Below are 16,559 nucleotides of genomic sequence, written 5' to 3'. Positions count from 1 at the left end.
AATAAGACTTGATCCTAACGGTAAGAATCCAGCACGGCTTTGAAGACAGGACCCGAACGCTCTATTTGACGGATAGGAACGCTGTAGGACAAACGGAAGTGTCCTCCCCGTCCAAATCCGCTTCCCGGGACAATAAGCAGTCTGTGATCCTGCACGGCCTTCAGGCAGAACTCCACATCGTCCGCAATCGGTGTCTTAGGGAAGATGAAGAAGCCACCTTGCGGCACATCGAACTCGTAGCCCGCTTCCTGAAGAACCGCTACCATCAAATCCCGGCGTTTGCGGTATTCATTCTGCTCCACTGTCAATGACTCCATTCTCGCTAAAGCACGCTGCATAAGAACCGGTGCATTGACGAAACCGAGCGTCCGGTTGCTGAACACGAAGGCCTGCGCAAGCAAAGCAGCATTCTCGGCGGAAGAATCCACCGCGACATATCCCAGACGCTCACCGGCTATCCCGAGATCCTTACTGAAGGAGCTGATGAGAATGGTGCGCGGGTACGCTTCAAACGGATTAGGCGGTACCGCATCATACACAAGCTGACTGTACGGATCGTCATAGAGGAGATACAGAAGAGAACCGTGCTTCTTCTCGGCTGCTTTGAGCACATCGCCCAGTTCGTTCAAGTTCTGCTGCGACAGCAGCTTGCCTGTAGGATTGCCCGGTGTATTGACGATAATCGCCCGTGTACGCGCCGTGATAGCTTCCGCAACCCGCTTCGTGTCGATGCTGAAATCATCTGTGAGAGCAACATGGACAGGGATGCCTCCATGATTGTCTGCATAATAGTCATATTCGACAAAATAAGGCGTCAGCAGGATCACTTCGTCTCCCGGATTAAGAAGGCTTTTGCACACGACATTCAATCCGCCTCCGGCACCGACCGTCATGACCACATGCTCCTGAACGATCTTACCGCCGTAACGGCTGTTTAGATACTCCGCGACTTTTTGCCGGGCAGCCGGCAGTCCTTGATTGGGTATGTATTGATGTTTGCCGAGCTGCTCATCCGTAATCGTATCCTGGAGGGCTTGCCGGAAAGCCGCCGGGGGTTCTACTATAGGATTGCCCAGAGAGAAATCGAATACTTCATCCGCTCCGTAAATTTCAGTGAGACGTTTGCCTTCGTCAAACAGCTTCCGAATCCATGAACCTTTCTCAAGCTGGTCCGCCAGCTTCGCTGATATTGCGCCTTGATTAGTCATTCGGGTAAACCTCCATAATTCCTTATATTTTCATTGCGAAGTTACATGGAACGTAAAAGTTGAAGCAGACATTCGTTCTCCTCTTCGGTTCCGATGCTGATTCTCAGTTTGTCCTCCAACAGGGGAGAATCGAAATAACGGATATAGACGTGCTGCTCGGCAAGTCTCGCTGTAATCTGACGGGCAGTTAAGCCCCTGGAAGCCGGAGGTGTGCAGAGGACGAAATTCGCTTGTGAATCCGGAGCGGAATAACCCAGGCAGCGCAGCTGTCCGATCAATTCCCGGCGGGATTCCTTCAGGCGCCGGACCGTTCCGGCAAGATAGCTCTGGTCCCGCAAAGCCGCAGCGGCAATCGTCTGCGTAAGCATACTTACGTTGTAGGAATCTTTACACTTGTCGAGCGATTGAATCAGGTCCGCATTTGCGAAAGCATAGCCAAACCGGATTCCGCACAAGGAATAAGATTTCGACAGCGTGCGGATAACGATCACATTCGGATGCTCATGAATGAGCGGTAAGGCTGTCGCCGCCCCATCGGCGAAATCAATATACGCTTCATCAATGATCAGCAGACCTTTGTAGCGCCGGGCGAGCTCCGTAACGCTCTCAACAGGGAGAAGGAGTCCCGTAGGCGCATTCGGATTAACGAGAATTATCGCCTCGGAAGGCACGGCGAGCAAAGCTTCGATGTCCACCCGAAAATCTGCATAGGTCGCCACAAACTCAGAATGGACCCGGTGAATGCGGGCTGCCGTCTTATACAGCGAATATGTAGGGTATGGCAGTACAATTGTACTTTCTTCCGGGAGGAATGCTTTGAACAACAGGGCGATAATTTCATCAGATCCATTCCCGCAAAAGACCTGTGATGGCTTCACGTTATAAAGAGAAGCCAGCTCTTCCCTCACATATTCGGCCGTTGCATTCGGATAGCGGCGCAGCAGGGAATAATCGAATGTCTGCAGCGCTTTTTGTACCCGCGGAGACGGCGGATACGGGTTCTCGTTCGAATTCAGCTTGATGACCTGCTGATCTGCAGCCGGCTGAAAGCCGGGTATGTAGGGCGCGAGCTCGCGGATATGCGGTTTAGCGTACACAATGATCCCTTCTTTCCCTAGGCCGTTTGCATGTTTCACTTTAATCTAGTATAGCGCAATTCGTTAGAGATTCTAGCAAAAACTTTAACCGGATAAAGAAGAAAAATAATCCTATAGGAACATATGTTTGTATATGTTTTCATGCTATACTGGGTGAACAATAGAGTCGGCCTCCGAGGCGAATAACACGCTTCAAGAAGGGAGGTGCGCGCTTTGGATATGAAGGATACCATGACCCTCATGTTCATGTTCGGCATGTTTATTCTTGCCCTCCTTACCTATGTTAAAAAGAAATAGACCTCCCTGAACTCCAGAGGAGCAAGTAGGTCTATCCGGCCCGTAAACCGATGCCCGGGGGCAGTCTATTGTATCCTCTCCCGCAGACGCTGGCACGTCTGCGGGATTTTGTGTGCCCGGAAGCCGCGACGGCTATCCGGAACGTTTCCTCTTATTGTAGCATAGCAGCGCTTGGGGTGGAATAACCCACTAGGTCTAATGATACAGCCGCTTTGTCCTAGTGACCCCTATGCAGTCTAACCTCTTCCTTGCTTCTTTCTATTAGACCAACTGAATTTCTAGTAATCTTTTTGCTTCTCTCTCTCATATTTCATTTCTCAGCTTCATAGACTAGATCAAACAAGCAACTATCACAACCGCCCTGCCGGTCAAAAGGAAGAAGGGAATCCCGTGACGAGCTTTGTCACAGCTGCTATTATGAATTTTTGCGTTGCCTTCGGAGTAGTCATGGGGGGCAGCATGCTGGCGGGAATCGGCTCCGTCCTCTCGCTTCAACCTCCCACCTATAAAATGCAGCTGATTGCCGAGAACATCAAGATTTGGGCCATGGTTGCCGCGATCGGCGGCACAATTGATCCGATCCGGATGATACAGGATAATTTCCAGGACGGCCAGCTGTCACCTGCCATTAAACAGATTCTGCTGATTATCTGCGCATACATCGGCGCACATTCCGGAACTTCTCTTATCCAATTGATCTGCAAGGGGGGCGGACAGCCGTGAGAATGCCTGATTTCAACCGGTTCCCCCGGCTTCTATCCGGTCTCGGACTATTCATATCCGGAGGAATTGTAGGCAGCGCCGTATTCTTGAGCCTGTACCATCATACCTACAATGTACTGGTCATCGATAATTTAAATCTGCGTAAAGAAAACAGTGAGCTGCAGCTGGACATCGAATCCTTGAATAAGTTCCGAAACAAACAGGGACTCATTACGCACGTAACTGTTCATTTATACAACAGTGTTCAGCATCCGCTCGAAAGTCATGTAGAGAAAGCGATTGAAGACCGGGTCAAAAGAGATTTAAAGATTGTGGAGGGGCAAAAAGTAGGGGAAATCAGGGACTCCCCCCAACTGTATGAGAGGCTCATCACGAACAAGACCTATTACGGGGTCGTCGATAAAGATTATATCGTCAACGTGAAATCAATGGTACTTGTCCAATCGGAGCTTACAGTGTGGATTACGGCAGAAGAGCCCAGGAAGCTGCCCGCGCCAGACAAAGGCACGAACGCGCCGGGAGGCGATTCCTTCTAACCAACTTCCTGAGGACTACAGCTCAAAACGCGCCAGCGCGACTTGCCGGAATGCTTCTTTGTTAGAAGCAAGTGCGGGTATTTCCGCCAGCAGCTCGTCCGCGTGGTGAAGATATAAGTTCTGTATGGTGCGCGTGTATTCAATACAGCCGGAGCCATAAATATACTCCACGCATTCCGGCTTATGCTTCAAAAACTGCTCTTGGTCGATTTCGCCCTGGTAATACTGCCGGATCCAAGGGGAGCCCTCTTCCTCTTCATCCAGCAAGAACATCACGGGAATGGTCTGTTTCTTCTGGACAATATCGTTCTTATAGTCAAAACGGAGCAAATCGCTCAGGTCGTTGTCCAGCTGCGCCATCAAGCCCGTATAAAGACCCAGCAGGTTTAATTGGCTAACCGTTTCTTCATTACTGCCGCCAAGGGTGCAGGTATAGCCCAAATAAAGAGCAAGCTGCACCAATGCACCCGATTTGCGCTGTACCATATCTACATAATCCTCTTCGCTCTGAGCCGCGCAAGTAATATCCAGATGCTGCCCGTTGATCGCCTCGGTTATAAACCGCCCGACCTGAGCCGGATCGGGAAGAGGGCTTCCCGGATAGCGCAGGCGCAGAGCCCCTAATTCCGAGATCGAAGCCGTTACAAAACCGGTGTAGATATTCAAGGCTTGTTCCTGCGGAATTCTCATCCAAGGTTTGGCTGTATTGTCCTGATCCTGCAGGTCATCCATAATATCCAGTGCCAGAAGAATCAGCTCCGTAAGTGCAGCTACCCGGTGAATAGCGGGATGATTCCCGCCCAGCAAATCATGTGCGCCGAGTGTTAACTCCCCCCAGATGGATTGCTCCTCCCGCTTGTCCTCCACACTTTTCTTCATCAAGAGACGTAAAGACTCTATGGGAAAGTGCGTTTCGATAAGATTCTGGATCTCGCTCCAAACTTCCGCCTTCATGCGGCACCGCCTTTTCGGATTGTAGATATGTCGCTTCTATACTCTAACGCTTAACGCTTCATCTGTATGAATTTCTCGATGGCTTGGGCGCGTGATTTCACTCCGAACTTATCATATATTTTGCGCACGTAGTTATCTACGGAACGCTTGCTCATATGAATTTCATCGGCAATCTGCTCGTTGGTCGCCCCTTTTACAATCTGGTTCATGATATTGATTTCCTCGTCGGTCAAACTCGACATATCATCCTCCGGCTGGCTCAGCCGTAATTGATGCAGCAGCGATATAGGAATAACCGTCTGGCCTTCTTTTAAAGAACGCATCATATTGCGGATCTGCTCCTCGCTTGAATCTTTGGACATAATGCCGCATACACCCAGATCGAGCAGATTATTCAGAATCGGCATATAATCAATTCCCGTGAAAATAACAATTTGAATCGTTTCATCTATTTCCCTCATCTTGACTGCGACTTCCATCCCTGTTAAATCCGGCAGGTGAAAATCGAGAAAAATAATGGAAGGCTTCAGCTGCATCATCATTTCGATACCGCTTTCCCCGCTGTTAGCTACACCCACAACCTGAATATCTTTTTCCTGCTCAAGAATGAATTTCGTCCCGTAAGCCATGGCGGGGTGGTCATCTACAATCAGGATCTGCTGTATATTATTCATGTCAGTAAGCCCTCCTTTATTGGGATGTGAATCGTAACCTCGACGCCTTTGCCTGACATGGTGTCCATTCGAAAGTTACCGTTCAAATGCAGCACACGGCCTTTCATCTGTTCCAGGCCCATGCCCGAACGGCCAACTGTTTTGCGTCCTGCCAGTTCCTGCTGAAAGCCAACGCCATCGTCTTCGTAATGGATAACAACTTCCTCTCCGCTTGCACGCAGCTGGATGAACAACCTGCTGGCCTGTGAATGCTTCTTGGCATTCGTGATTAACTCCTGGATCACCCGGAAAATATGGCGTTTGGCATCATAATCGAGATTTTCCATAGCCGTTGTTTTGCCCTCTGTGCTGAACTGAATCTCATAGTCTCCCATGCTTGACTCCGTATCTACCAGATTCTGAAGCGCACGGACAAGTCCTATGTTCTTGAGCAAATACGGATTCAGTTCAAAACAGCACTGCCGGAGGTTCATATTAATAAGCTCCAGATGATTCAAAATATCTTTGAGCAGACGGTGGTCATCCGGATTCAACATCTGCTTCTGCAGATTCTTAAGCTTCCTCTGGACGAAAAAGATGTCCTGCATAGTCGTGTCGTGAAGATCGGTTGCAATCCGGGTACGTTCCTTTTCCTGCAGATCGAACATCGTTTTACGGAACCAGACATAATCGGAAGAGCCTTCCTGATTAGGAAGCTCGGATGCGAGCTCCAGCAGTTTCATGTTCAGCTTGCGGATCAGATACAAATTCTCCAGGCTGACGGATAAATATGAGATAATCAAATTCAGCCACTGATTTTCTTCCCGGTTCATAAACGTATTCGTCTTCTTCTTAGTCAGAACCAGATAGGAAATATACTCCTCATGACCCTTGATTAACGTTCTCGTATACTCCGAGTCAAACCAGTCATTCGAAATAAACCGCCGTTTAACTTCCTTCTCGTCAATGTTTCCTTCGCTGATAATTTCCAGATTTCCGGATGCGTACTGAATGACGATAGCACCCCCGAATACCTGCAGCGTATCGACGATATCCACGAGAACAATGTCTTTTAACTCACGGAAATTGGTAATGCTGCCGAGGTCTGTGGCAATTTTCTTAAGCGAGTTCTGCAAGTGATATTTCCTAGGGAACATGATCTTCTCCAGCCTCGTCGCAAAATACTCCAGGGAGTAAGTAACGAAGGTCAGGACAACCATGGTCGTAGTGAAACTGATTACCAAATGCTTGACGCTGGCATCTTTCTGGAAAATAAAGTAGTTCACAGCAACCAGCACAACACTCGGAAGAATCGAAATAACGGCTGTGGAATAAATTCTTCTTAGGATAATATCCAAGTCATACAACTGCTTGGACATAATCAGATAACCGAAAACGACTGGAAATACGAGTACAAACCAACCGCTGTAGTAGGAAAAAGCTAATTCCTGCTGGAATACGATTCTTGGGATGAATGTCAGGAAAACGAGCGGGAAGAATGAAATCGTCAGCGCTATGATGACCGTTTTGATAACCGTAAATAAGTAATCATTTGTTTTGCGGTATTTATTGTAGAGATAGCCGAGCCAATATATATTCAGTAAAAACCCGATTACAAATATAAACATCGTTCCGTAATAAATTGTTTTGTAGAACCCGATATTAATGTCCGGCAGAAACATGCCCAATTGAAGGAAAGAAGATAATGTTAAGGTCATATAGACATATTTCATGAATTTAGTAGATATATTCAAACTAGATTTCTCTTTAAAGAAAGTAATTAAGAAATGTAAAAATACAAAGGGCAGACAAGCCACTAAACTTGTTATCATCCCTTTCGCCAAAATATCTATTCGAATGGACGCTCCTAAACACATAAATATAAGAGCAATATTAAGAAATACAGCGGAGAGCATAAAGGCTGATTTCGAATTAGATTGTCGGCTGAACAAGAAATAAGCGAATAACAAAGCAATTATTTCACCTAATAAAGAAAGAATATCAATAGTCATTGAGGTGGCATGATCTCTTGTTACAAACAATAATTCTTTACCGTCCCGAAGAATTTTAATTTCATCGGCCTGCTCTATACTGTAATATTTTTTAACTGTAAAATGTTCTGCAGGTTCTTTTCCATCAATACTTAGAATAATATCTTTAGTGTGAAAACCAATCCGGTCCCCTATACTTACTTTTTCTAATTGTGAGATATACCACTGTTTATTTGCATTCTGTTCAAGCAAAATACCTAAATAGGGATAGCGATAAGCTACTCTTAAGCTCCATATTTGCAGGAAGATGATGACTAATAAAAACAAGATCAACCATTTTTTATTGATTTTCATAAAATCCGCCTTTTCGAGTGAAAGATTTTAAGGTAATATAGGAAATAAGTTATATATCCTTCTTAAAGAGAGGTGTCTGTCATGCAAACGGCAGTACTATGGTCCCGTGAACTTAAGCAAGCGGTCAAAGAAGCAGTAAGTTCCAATTCGGTATCCTCATCCTCCACATCTTTGTCTAAACTCGAAGTGGCATCCTTGCAGAAAGCCGTAATTAGCGAGAAGCCAGAAGTTAGATATTTAATGTGGTAAACCTATCCACATCATAGCAAAAAACAAAAAGATTGCCTATCCGCTTAATTACGGATACGCAATCTTTTTTGTTTGCCCCTAACCTTGAATTTGCGCTCAAACGCAGCAGAAAATGCGCATTCAACCCGATCCTTTAAGTCTAACTACATACTTTGAGACATTAGGACCTAATTGTGTCCCTATATGATAGGAAAATATAACCCCATACCATGTTTATCCGGTTGCACAAGAGTGCAGATGAATTTGCATGGTAGCGAAACAAAATTGCGCTGAATATGTAAGCTTTTAAAGATAATATAAAAGTATACAATATTATCCATAGTTTAGAGCTTAGGAGTGTTCTTTATGACCCAGTATCAATTCGATAGCCATTTTGAGGATCTGCTTAAGGACGCGTTAGTTGAAAAATTTGAAGCAGTCGAGGTACCGTATGTACAGCTCAACTCCTCCTGGGAAAGTTTAAAAAAGAAACTAGAGATAAAAAACTATCCTGCTTAGAATGCTGTTATGAAGTCGTTTATTGAACCTTGTCAGTTCATAGTTCTACATTAATAAATTTCTTTCCTTCTTTTATGGATAGAGCCGGCTGCCTACAAGGCCCCGGCTTCGTTGCTTTTTGCCCGGAAAGTCGGTACAGTTAAAGCAAAACGCTCAATAGGGGGATTTTATTAGATGCTCGAAACGATACAAATTGCATTATCTGTCCTGATCTTCATTACGCTTCTATTCTCGGTTATCTTCAGCTTCCGTTCTCGCCGTCAAACCGATCCGAAACAAAAGGGCATCAATACCGCTCTGATGAACATCAGCATGGGATTGATGCTTATCGTCATTGCCATTACGCAGCTTTTCTTTATGTCCGACACGGCCACACGCCGAGTTTTCGGTACGGTCTGCATGCTGCTTGGCCTCTTTAATTTATTTGCCGGAATTCGCAATTATGCTTATTTTAACCGGATGTCCCGTTAAACCCCGTCTATAAATTGAGCCGTCAGCATCGCTCTGCATACTAAAGTGCCGGCGTGATAGATTTGCACATCGATCTTACCGAACTTCCGGCTCACCTCCAGAATATTCGGGCGGATCTGGATCTCGCTTTCCATCTGAACCGGCTTAATGAAATAAGTAGACATATTATCCATGACAAGGTCGCCTTTCTTTACCGTTTGTACCACACGATAAGCGGCCTCTGTCATGAGTGTCGTCAAAACACCCTCGGATACGGTTCCCAGATGATTGGTCATTTGCGGAGTAATCGTACCCTTGAACACCACATTGCCCTGCTCATCCCGGAATTCCTCGAATCTTCCCCATATCAAATCTTCGAATGTCTCGCCATTCTGCGGCTGTTTCTGAATGTACTGCATCGCTTTAAGCACATCGTTCCGATTGATAATCCCCAGCATTTTGCGGTTACCATCCACGACAGGCAGCAGCTCGATGCCTTCCCAGACCATCATATGGGCTGCAGAAGCTACCGAAGTAAGAGGACCCGCCGTAAGCGGGTTGCGCGTCATTAAACGGTCCACCGTCTGATCGGATTCGGCCCCCAGCATATCCTTCGGCGCTACAAGTCCAATCACGCGGTTCCACTCATCCGTAACCGGAAAGCGGCTGTGTCCCGTTTCTTCCACAAGCGCCCGCCATTCCTTGACCGTACTGTTCGACTTCAGCGCAAACACATGCGGGTTCGATGTAAGAATATCTTCAACAAGAAGAATTTTCTTCTTGATCAGCCGGTCATAGATAGCTCGATTAATCATCGAAGCCACTGTGAACGAATCATAACTGCTCGAAATAATTGGAAGCTCCAGCTTATCGGCCAGCTTCGTCATTTCCTGGCTCGTATGAAATCCTCCCGTAATCAGCACCCCCGCCCCATGCTGAAGCGCCATCTCGTGGGCCTCTTCCCGGTTGCCCACGATAAGCAGAGAGCCCGCTTCCACATAGCGAAGCATCGCGTCTAATTCCATAGCTCCAATGACAAATTTATGGAGCGTTTTATCTAGGCCGTTCATGCCGCCCAGCACTTCACCATCTACGATATTCACCACTTCTTCGAAGGTAAGCTTGTCGATGTTGCGCCGCTCGCGCTTGCCGACTCTTACTGTACCCACGCGTTCCTTCGTGCTGACAAGCCCCTGATTCTCGGCTTCTTTAATGGCGCGGTAAGCGGTCCCCTCACTGACTTCCAGCTGATCGGCAATTTTGCGGACGCTGATCTTACTGCCTATCTTCAAGCTTTCTATAAAACGGAGAATTTGCTCATGCTTGGTTAAAGTCTCCATTCCGGTTTCATCCAACTGTATTACCCCCGTCCGGTTCTCTGTATTAGTCTGTTAGTATCATTATAGACGAACACGAACCAAACGAAAAGTTCAGAGCGGCACCATTTCCTTTTTTATGAAAAATAAAGGGTCATACCGGACTAAGTAAACCCGAAACATAAGGCAGTTCCCTGTTATTTCCGAAGCCCCAGCTGTTTTTTCCCTTGGATTTTCTGCTCGTTCTGCCATCTTTTCATACGCTTGACACGGACCAGGTCCTGACGCGTTTCCTCGTCGACACCCAGAAGCTCATGCAGATGAGCTGCGATGACCAGCAGTGCAAAACAGATCCAAACCACTCCGGCGACCGTTGGCAGGGTAAACCCTTCTCCGATGTTAAGCTGCGGCACGGAATACAGCAGCATTCCCAGCGCCAGACTCATATAAATGACGTTTTTTAATCCTTTCATGGTCCACACTCCCCCTGAGATTAACAGTTACGCATCCGGATGAGGACACGCTGCCTATCTGTACATCCTATGACGGGCTTCGGGGATATATGATGTTTCCTTAGGCGCTCAAGTCCCGATTTATAAGACGGGTCTGGATTTCGTTGGTACATCTTTCGTATGCATATCCTTCATCTGATCCGCTGTCCCGGTTTCTTTTTGACGCCTAGCATGAAGAAATCTGCCTATCCGATTGTAATCACGAAGCTTGCGGTCTCGATCCCGATTGTGCTGCTCCATTTCTTTTTCCAGAAAATAATAATGAGGAAACATGCGTCAAACCCCTTTTCTATTTGAAGTGACCGGCTAAGTCTGATTATAGAAGAATTTGGAATAACAAAAAGAGTAGGTTCTCCGTTTGCTTTTTCCCCTTTTACAGATGAACACGGATAACCGGTATGTATGTATACAGGCTGTTACAGTCACCGCTACAGAAGCTGTGTATATGAAAGAGCCTTTTCCAAACTATCTTTATTGAAACATTTACCAGAAAAGCCGCGTCTAAGCATGTACATCACACTCACACAATAATGGAGGGTTAGATCATTTTGACATTCACTAAACTGGCAGCGGGCTTCATTGTCATCAGCCTGCTCAGCTCCTGTTCCCTGTCGGCCCAGCCCCGAATATCTGTACAAGAACGTCAGGAGACAGCCTCCAATCTCGATATAAAAGTAGTGAAGGCAGCGAACACTTTTGGATTGCAGATTCATAAGCAGCTCGCTCTCCAGGACCCCGATGTCAACTTGCTGCTTTCTCCTCTCAGCATCTCCATGGCGCTGGGCATGACCTACAACGGCAGCAGCGGCACTACCAAAGAACAAATTGCCTCGGTACTGGGCTGGCAGGGAATGAGCGATGACGAGATTAATCGGGGAAATCAGACCTTGAACACTCTTTTGCAAAAAACGGGAAAAGGCGTAGACGTCCATATAGCTAATTCAATGTGGCTTCGCAAAGATTTTTCCTTCAAAAAAGATTTTCTCGACACCAATAAAACCTACTACGGGGCTAAAGCGGAAGAATTGGATTTTGGCGATTCCGACAAGACAGTCCGGACCATCAACAAATGGGTTGAGCAGCAGACCAAAGAGAAAATTCCGAATCTGCTCGCGCAGGTAAACCCCAGTGATGTCATGTTTCTGGTTAATGCCGTTTACTTCAAGGGCGGATGGACGCAAAAGTTTCGTACAGCAGATACAAAAGATGATTTATTCAAAAAGAAGAACGGTTCCTCAAAAACCGTTAAAATGATGTCTCAGCAGGGCTCTTACGAGTATGTGAAAACAGAGGATTATGAAGCCGTACGACTGCCTTATGGGGAAGGGCAGATGGATCTGCTGGTCGTACTGCCGGATGAACAATCAACGCTCCAGGCTCTGCAGGAGAAGATATGGCAAGATCCTTCTCAGCTTCAGAAGCCATTCAAGAAAAGTTCCGGACAAATCCGCATACCCCGCTTTAAAGCCGAGTATGGAAAATCACTTATTGAAAGCTTGGAGAAAATGGGAATGAAAATTCCGTTCGATCCTCTCCAAGCTGATCTTAGCCGAATTGCTGCCACGCCTCCAAACTTGTTTATCGGACAGGTCACGCACAAAAGCTTTATCGAAGTGAATGAGAAGGGCACAGAAGCTGCGGCTGCAACCGTTGTCGGTGTAGAAAAGGTATCACTCGATCCGCCCCGGGATCCTTTCGACTTGAAAGTGGACCGTCCGTTCTTCATCGCGATTGAGGATCGCCAGACAGGCGCGTGGCTGTTTGTAGGATCGATTGTAGAGCCGTAGAATTTATTGTTATAAAACCTTCCCTCGATATCAGTCCAATCCAAAAAGCCGGCCGCCTGAAACTTAGGCGGCCGGCTTGTGTGTTGATAGGATCATGCGCAGGTCCTTTGCACAGAGCGCAACCCACTGCGCATACTAGTCTGCACATGGCTGCAATTGCTTCTTCCCGCTGCAGCTCTCATTCTCATACAGCTATATCGGCTATATCCCGCTATATCCGGATGTATGCTGCCCTCAAGAAAGCTGTAAACGCAGCGGGCTCTCGCATCCGCTGAGCCGAGCTGACCAGCGAAACAACGCGGAAGAGAGGAACATCCTGCAAGCAAGCGGCAATGTAAAGCGGAAGCCGCGTACATGTCCCAGAGGGCGGCGATTCAACACAGGAAGAGCCGGACATGTCCTATAAGCGGCAATTCAATGCAGGAAAAACAGGGCATGTCCCAGAAGCGGCGATTCAACACAGAAGAGCCGGACCAAGCGCCTCGGCACTTCCTGCGTTACAGCCGCACTACGGCGCGTCCGCGCATGCGGCCCGCGAGAATGTCCTCCAGCGCGGCAGGCACTTCCTCCAGCGTGATTTCCCGCTGGATCATGTCTGCAAGGCCTCGCGGCTTAAGGTCGCCCGCAAGCCGCTCCCAGATCTTCCTGCGCAGAGGCGCCGGGCAATTGACAGAGTCAATGCCCAAGAGGTTAACGCCGCGCAGAATGAACGGGTACACGGTGGCGGGGAACGATCCGCCGCCGGCGAGCCCGCTGAGGGCGACAGAGCCGCCGTACCGGATTGTGCTCAGCACGTACGGAAGCGACGCGCCGCCCACAGGGTCCACCGCTGCCGCATACTGCTCGCGGCGCAGCGCCTTCCCTTCTGCCGAGAGGGTTTCTCTCGGCAGCACATCCTTAGCTCCGAGTGCGCGCAGATACGCGTGCTCGGAGCTCTTGCCCGTGCTGGCGGTTACGTCGTAACCGAGGCCCGCCAGCATGGATACGGCGCTGCCGCCCACGCCGCCGGTCGCCCCGGTGACGAGCACGGGGCCCTGGTCCGGGCGCAGGCCGTTGTCCTCGAGCCGCTGCACGGAGAGAGCGGCTGTGAAGCCTGCGGTGCCGAGGGCCATCACGTCCTTCAGGGACAGGCCGCCGGGAACCGGCACCGCCCAATCCGCCGGCACGCGGGCCAGCTCGCTGTAGCCGCCGAAATGTCCGGTGCCCAGCCCATAGCCGGTGACCAGAATCTGGTCACCTTCGCTAAACCGTGGGTCTGCCGAGGACACCACGGTACCGGACAGATCGATTCCAAGTATCATGGGATAAGCTGCGACAACATGACTTTCGGGCTGTGAAGCTAGTCCATCCTTGAAATTAACACCCGAATAAGCTACTCTCACCAGCAGCTCTCCCGCAGGAAGCTCGCCAACAGTCATCTCCCTTATCCCCAGCGAAATGCCTCCAGCGGCATTAAGTTCAGCATGTAAAGCACGAAATGAAGAATCTTGCATAAACTCATCCCTCCTCATTCCGATCTTACTCTATCTTCGCCGGTTATGCATCCGCCCGAGTGAGGCCAGCTGAATCCGTCCAGAAAATATGAGGCTGTCCGTTTCCGTGTCCCATACTTTCCGGGCGGCAGCAGCGAAGCAGCGATGCCTGCTAGCCCATGTCAGAACGCTGCATCTGCCTTTCCAAATGCAGCGCCAGGAAGCCGATTTCATCCATCGGAATCGGTTTCTGCAAGTTTTTCTTAAGCAGCTCCGCGAGCAGCACCGCCTTTTGAAAAGCAAGCGGGTATTCTTCGCAAATTTTACCAAGCAGCGGGTTGCGTATCGTTTTCTCCTGCTTGATCCGGTCAATTAGCGCTTTCAAATGAGAGATAAAACGAACGGTCGAGAAGGAATTGTCAAAGTCTAGCCCCAGCTCCTTGGCACGCTCAATGACATCCGCCACCAGTCTTACAACGGCCAGAGCCGTCCCTTTTTCCAGCTTGGTACGGGCTGTATGGAAATGCATCGCAAGGAAAGCGATTTCATCATCCGGAAGCTTAACATCCAGGTGTTCATTAAGAAAGTCGATCGCTCTGCTTGCAATCCGGTACTCCTCTTCATACAGATGTTTAATCTCATAAGCAAAAGGATTACCGATTTGGACGCCCCTCTTGCAGCGTTCTACGGCAAAATTAATATGATCGACGAGCGCCGCATGGATGGTTTCGGAGAATTCCCCTTCCAGATGTCCCTGGGCGAACGCAATGACCTCCTCGGTTATCCCGATAATTTTAACATCAACGGCATGAAGAATATGTTCATAATGCTCCAGAACCTCAGAAGTTTGCAGCAGGAATTCCTGTGTGATATCCGAATCTTGGATCGTCATGCCAGGCTCTTTTTTAAATCCGATTCCTTTACCGAATGCAATCGAATTTTTGCCAGTGGATAATTTGGTCATGACCACATTGTGAGAAAGCACGTAAATGATTTTCCTTTGAATCATAAATGGCCTCCTCCCCTTCAGGCAGTCAATCGTCTGGCAATAGAGTCTTTAATTAGCTCTGATTCCGTGCCGAAAATAATATGAACGTGTCCCTTACCCATATTCATGATGCCGAATGCCCCCAGCTCTTTGAGCGTGTCCTCTTCTATTCCCTGATCCGTTTCCAGCCATAATCTGAGCCGGGTAATACAAGAGTCTACTTTAATGATATTGCCGATTCCCCCCACGCATTCTACAATGGCGGAAATCCGCTTCTCGTCCATCGAAGGACTATCTGCGGCTATTACCGGTGTAAGCTCAGGGAAATCCTCTTCACGTCCTGGCGTTTTCAGATGAAATAAGCGGATCAGGAGCATAAACAGCCCGTAATAGAGCAAGAAGTATATAACCCCGATTCCTAAAAACGCCCAAGGAAATTCCTTTAATTTCCAATTCAACACTAAATCAATAATTCCTGCCGAGAAACTGAATCCCATTCTGATCTCTACGGCATACATGAATGCCATCGCAAGCCCCGTTAGCAGCGCATGTACACCATACAGCAAAGGAGACGCGAACATGAATGAAAATTCCAGCGGCTCTGTCACACCAGTAAGAAGCGAAGTCAAAGCGGCGCTGTACATAAGAGCTGCCGTACGTTTGCGTTTCTCTGGACGGGCGCATTTCACCATCGCTAAAGCAGCTGCAGGCAGTCCGAAAATCATAACAGGGAAGAACCCGCTCATGAAGCTGCCCGCGGTCGGATCCCCCGCATTATAACGGGTCATATCCCCATGGACGATACTCCCTGGTCCGGTAACGTATTCGCCGATCTGAAACCACACCACGCTGTTGAGAATATGATGCAGTCCGGTAACCAGGAGCAGCCGGTTCAGGAATCCGTACATAAACACACCGATACCGCCTGCCTCCACAATCCAGAGGCCCGCACTTCGGATCACATCCTGAACGGGCGGCCAGACCAGACCCATCAGTCCTCCCATCACGACCATGACAAGCGATGTGATAATCGGCACAAAACGGCGGCCTCCAAAAAACATCAGGTAATCCGGAAGCTTGATGCTATGAAATCGGTTAAATAGCATCACCGTAATGAGCCCCGTCATAACTCCGCCGAGGACCCCCATATCCAGATGCAAATCCACGGGCACATCTTCGAAAGATGCCAGTACCCGGATAAACACGAGGTATCCGACTGCTGCGGCCAGTGCGGCCGTGCCTTGCCCCGACGTCATCCCGATTGCAATGCCGATCGCAAACATCAGCGGCAAATTGTCGGAGATGGCTTTGCCGCCTGCATCGCATATTTTACTGATATAGACAAGAAACGGATTCTCAAAAGTAAAAGCGCCAAGCCGCTGCAAAATTGCGGCGGCCGGCAGGACGGCTATCGGAATCATGAGAGACCGGCCGATTTTTTGAAGCGTATGCAGCATGTGATATCACCTTTTTG

General features: G+C 48.4%; 17 protein-coding genes. 6 read left to right on the top strand and 11 right to left on the bottom strand.

The genetic code is table 11. The features are described from left to right. Positions 1 to 14: 14 nt before the first annotated feature. A complete protein-coding gene (locus AR333_RS01170) occupies positions 15 to 1,208 on the bottom strand; it encodes a pyridoxal phosphate-dependent aminotransferase (protein ID WP_068773528.1) in 1,194 nt (397 codons plus the stop codon). 41 nt (positions 1,209 to 1,249) lie between these two features. Then, on the bottom strand, positions 1,250 to 2,305 hold the full coding sequence (hisC, locus tag AR333_RS01165; protein ID WP_068773527.1) for a histidinol-phosphate transaminase: 1,056 nt from the start codon (positions 2,303 to 2,305) through the stop codon (positions 1,250 to 1,252). Positions 2,306 to 2,524: 219 nt separating this feature from the next. Here hisC and AR333_RS25230 point away from each other — a divergent pair, with 219 nt between their 5' ends. From AR333_RS25230 to AR333_RS01155, 3 genes are all read left to right on the top strand, one after another. Then, complete coding sequence (locus AR333_RS25230) at positions 2,525 to 2,602, top strand: putative holin-like toxin (RefSeq protein WP_268893085.1); 78 nt, start codon at positions 2,525 to 2,527, stop codon at positions 2,600 to 2,602. Between the two features lie 390 nt (positions 2,603 to 2,992). After that, on the top strand, positions 2,993 to 3,325 hold the full coding sequence (locus AR333_RS01160) for a YtrH family sporulation protein (protein WP_068773526.1): 333 nt from the start codon (positions 2,993 to 2,995) through the stop codon (positions 3,323 to 3,325). Between the two features lie 2 nt (positions 3,326 to 3,327). Further along, entirely contained in the window at positions 3,328 to 3,861 is a 534-nt protein-coding gene (locus AR333_RS01155; RefSeq protein WP_253735776.1) for a hypothetical protein, read from the top strand. Positions 3,862 to 3,876: 15 nt separating this feature from the next. Here the strand turns inward: AR333_RS01155 and AR333_RS01150 are convergent, their stop codons facing one another. From AR333_RS01150 to AR333_RS01140, 3 genes are read right to left on the bottom strand one after another with little or no spacing between them, the layout of a single operon-like run. Further along, positions 3,877 to 4,815 (bottom strand): polyprenyl synthetase family protein, encoded by a 939-nt coding sequence (locus AR333_RS01150; protein ID WP_068773524.1) that lies wholly within the window; start codon positions 4,813 to 4,815, stop codon positions 3,877 to 3,879. A 50-nt stretch (positions 4,816 to 4,865) separates the two neighbouring features. Continuing rightward, on the bottom strand, positions 4,866 to 5,489 hold the full coding sequence (locus AR333_RS01145; protein ID WP_068773523.1) for a response regulator transcription factor: 624 nt from the start codon (positions 5,487 to 5,489) through the stop codon (positions 4,866 to 4,868). Further along, entirely contained in the window at positions 5,486 to 7,222 is a 1,737-nt protein-coding gene (locus AR333_RS01140) for a sensor histidine kinase (protein WP_172798782.1), read from the bottom strand. Before AR333_RS01140 ends, AR333_RS01145 begins: the two co-directional genes overlap by 4 nt. Before the next feature lie 1,185 nt (positions 7,223 to 8,407). Between AR333_RS01140 and AR333_RS24860 the strand changes: the two genes are divergently transcribed. Continuing rightward, positions 8,408 to 8,560: a hypothetical protein gene (locus AR333_RS24860; protein ID WP_172798781.1), complete on the top strand. Its 153-nt coding sequence runs from the start codon at positions 8,408 to 8,410 to the stop codon at positions 8,558 to 8,560. Positions 8,561 to 8,734: 174 nt separating this feature from the next. Next, on the top strand, positions 8,735 to 9,031 hold the full coding sequence (locus tag AR333_RS01135) for a YtpI family protein (RefSeq protein ID WP_068773521.1): 297 nt from the start codon (positions 8,735 to 8,737) through the stop codon (positions 9,029 to 9,031). Here the strand turns inward: AR333_RS01135 and AR333_RS01130 are convergent. The 3 genes from AR333_RS01130 to AR333_RS01120 form a co-directional block, all read right to left on the bottom strand. Continuing rightward, on the bottom strand, positions 9,028 to 10,350 hold the full coding sequence (locus AR333_RS01130) for a DRTGG domain-containing protein (RefSeq protein WP_068775078.1): 1,323 nt from the start codon (positions 10,348 to 10,350) through the stop codon (positions 9,028 to 9,030). The two genes, AR333_RS01135 and AR333_RS01130, sit on opposite strands and share 4 nt — an antisense overlap. 173 nt (positions 10,351 to 10,523) lie before the next feature. After that, the gene (locus tag AR333_RS01125; protein WP_068773520.1) at positions 10,524 to 10,799 is read right to left on the bottom strand and encodes a hypothetical protein; all 276 of its coding nucleotides are present in this window, start codon (positions 10,797 to 10,799) and stop codon (positions 10,524 to 10,526) included. A 120-nt stretch (positions 10,800 to 10,919) separates the two neighbouring features. Beyond that, complete coding sequence (locus tag AR333_RS01120; RefSeq protein ID WP_068773519.1) at positions 10,920 to 11,111, bottom strand: hypothetical protein; 192 nt, start codon at positions 11,109 to 11,111, stop codon at positions 10,920 to 10,922. 275 nt (positions 11,112 to 11,386) lie between these two features. Between AR333_RS01120 and AR333_RS01115 the strand changes: the two genes are divergently transcribed. Continuing rightward, a complete protein-coding gene (locus AR333_RS01115) occupies positions 11,387 to 12,625 on the top strand; it encodes a serpin family protein (RefSeq protein ID WP_068773518.1) in 1,239 nt (412 codons plus the stop codon). Positions 12,626 to 13,122: 497 nt separating this feature from the next. On the opposite strand, the gene AR333_RS01110 is transcribed toward AR333_RS01115, so the two are convergent. The 3 genes from AR333_RS01110 to AR333_RS01100 all read right to left on the bottom strand — a co-directional run bounded on the left by AR333_RS01110 (position 13,123) and on the right by AR333_RS01100 (position 16,542). Continuing rightward, positions 13,123 to 14,118 carry an acryloyl-CoA reductase gene (locus AR333_RS01110; protein WP_068773517.1) on the bottom strand — a complete coding sequence of 332 codons (996 nt, stop codon included), beginning with the start codon at positions 14,116 to 14,118 and terminating at the stop codon, positions 13,123 to 13,125. Between the two features lie 151 nt (positions 14,119 to 14,269). Next, entirely contained in the window at positions 14,270 to 15,106 is an 837-nt protein-coding gene (locus AR333_RS01105) for a PRD domain-containing protein (RefSeq protein ID WP_068773516.1), read from the bottom strand. A gap of 17 nt (positions 15,107 to 15,123) precedes the next feature. Further along, positions 15,124 to 16,542 (bottom strand): PTS transporter subunit EIIC, encoded by a 1,419-nt coding sequence (locus tag AR333_RS01100; protein ID WP_068773515.1) that lies wholly within the window; start codon positions 16,540 to 16,542, stop codon positions 15,124 to 15,126. Between the last annotated feature and the right edge of the window lie 17 nt (positions 16,543 to 16,559).

Source organism: Paenibacillus sp. FJAT-26967 (assembly GCF_001541095.1).
GTDB lineage: Bacteria > Bacillota > Bacilli > Paenibacillales > NBRC-103111 > Paenibacillus_F.
Note: the sequence above shows the minus strand (reverse complement) of the source record. Positions and strands in the feature narration are given on the sequence as shown.

Excerpts from the sequence above, each read along its gene's own strand:
- AR333_RS01105 (WP_068773516.1), bottom strand. The coding sequence starts at position 15,106 with ATGATTCAAAGGAAAATCATTTACGTGCTTTCTCACAATGTGGTCATG.
- AR333_RS01100 (WP_068773515.1), bottom strand. The coding sequence starts at position 16,542 with ATGCTGCATACGCTTCAAAAAATCGGCCGGTCTCTCATGATTCCGATA.
- AR333_RS01125 (WP_068773520.1), bottom strand. The coding sequence starts at position 10,799 with ATGAAAGGATTAAAAAACGTCATTTATATGAGTCTGGCGCTGGGAATG.
- AR333_RS24860 (WP_172798781.1), top strand. The coding sequence starts at position 8,408 with ATGACCCAGTATCAATTCGATAGCCATTTTGAGGATCTGCTTAAGGAC.
- AR333_RS01155 (WP_253735776.1), top strand. The coding sequence starts at position 3,328 with ATGCCTGATTTCAACCGGTTCCCCCGGCTTCTATCCGGTCTCGGACTA.
- AR333_RS01135 (WP_068773521.1), top strand. The coding sequence starts at position 8,735 with ATGCTCGAAACGATACAAATTGCATTATCTGTCCTGATCTTCATTACG.
- AR333_RS25230 (WP_268893085.1), top strand. The coding sequence starts at position 2,525 with ATGAAGGATACCATGACCCTCATGTTCATGTTCGGCATGTTTATTCTT.
- AR333_RS01150 (WP_068773524.1), bottom strand. The coding sequence starts at position 4,815 with ATGAAGGCGGAAGTTTGGAGCGAGATCCAGAATCTTATCGAAACGCAC.
- AR333_RS01145 (WP_068773523.1), bottom strand. The coding sequence starts at position 5,489 with ATGAATAATATACAGCAGATCCTGATTGTAGATGACCACCCCGCCATG.
- AR333_RS01170 (WP_068773528.1), bottom strand. The coding sequence starts at position 1,208 with ATGACTAATCAAGGCGCAATATCAGCGAAGCTGGCGGACCAGCTTGAG.
- AR333_RS01110 (WP_068773517.1), bottom strand. The coding sequence starts at position 14,118 with ATGCAAGATTCTTCATTTCGTGCTTTACATGCTGAACTTAATGCCGCT.
- AR333_RS01130 (WP_068775078.1), bottom strand. The coding sequence starts at position 10,350 with ATGGAGACTTTAACCAAGCATGAGCAAATTCTCCGTTTTATAGAAAGC.
- AR333_RS01120 (WP_068773519.1), bottom strand. The coding sequence starts at position 11,111 with ATGTTTCCTCATTATTATTTTCTGGAAAAAGAAATGGAGCAGCACAAT.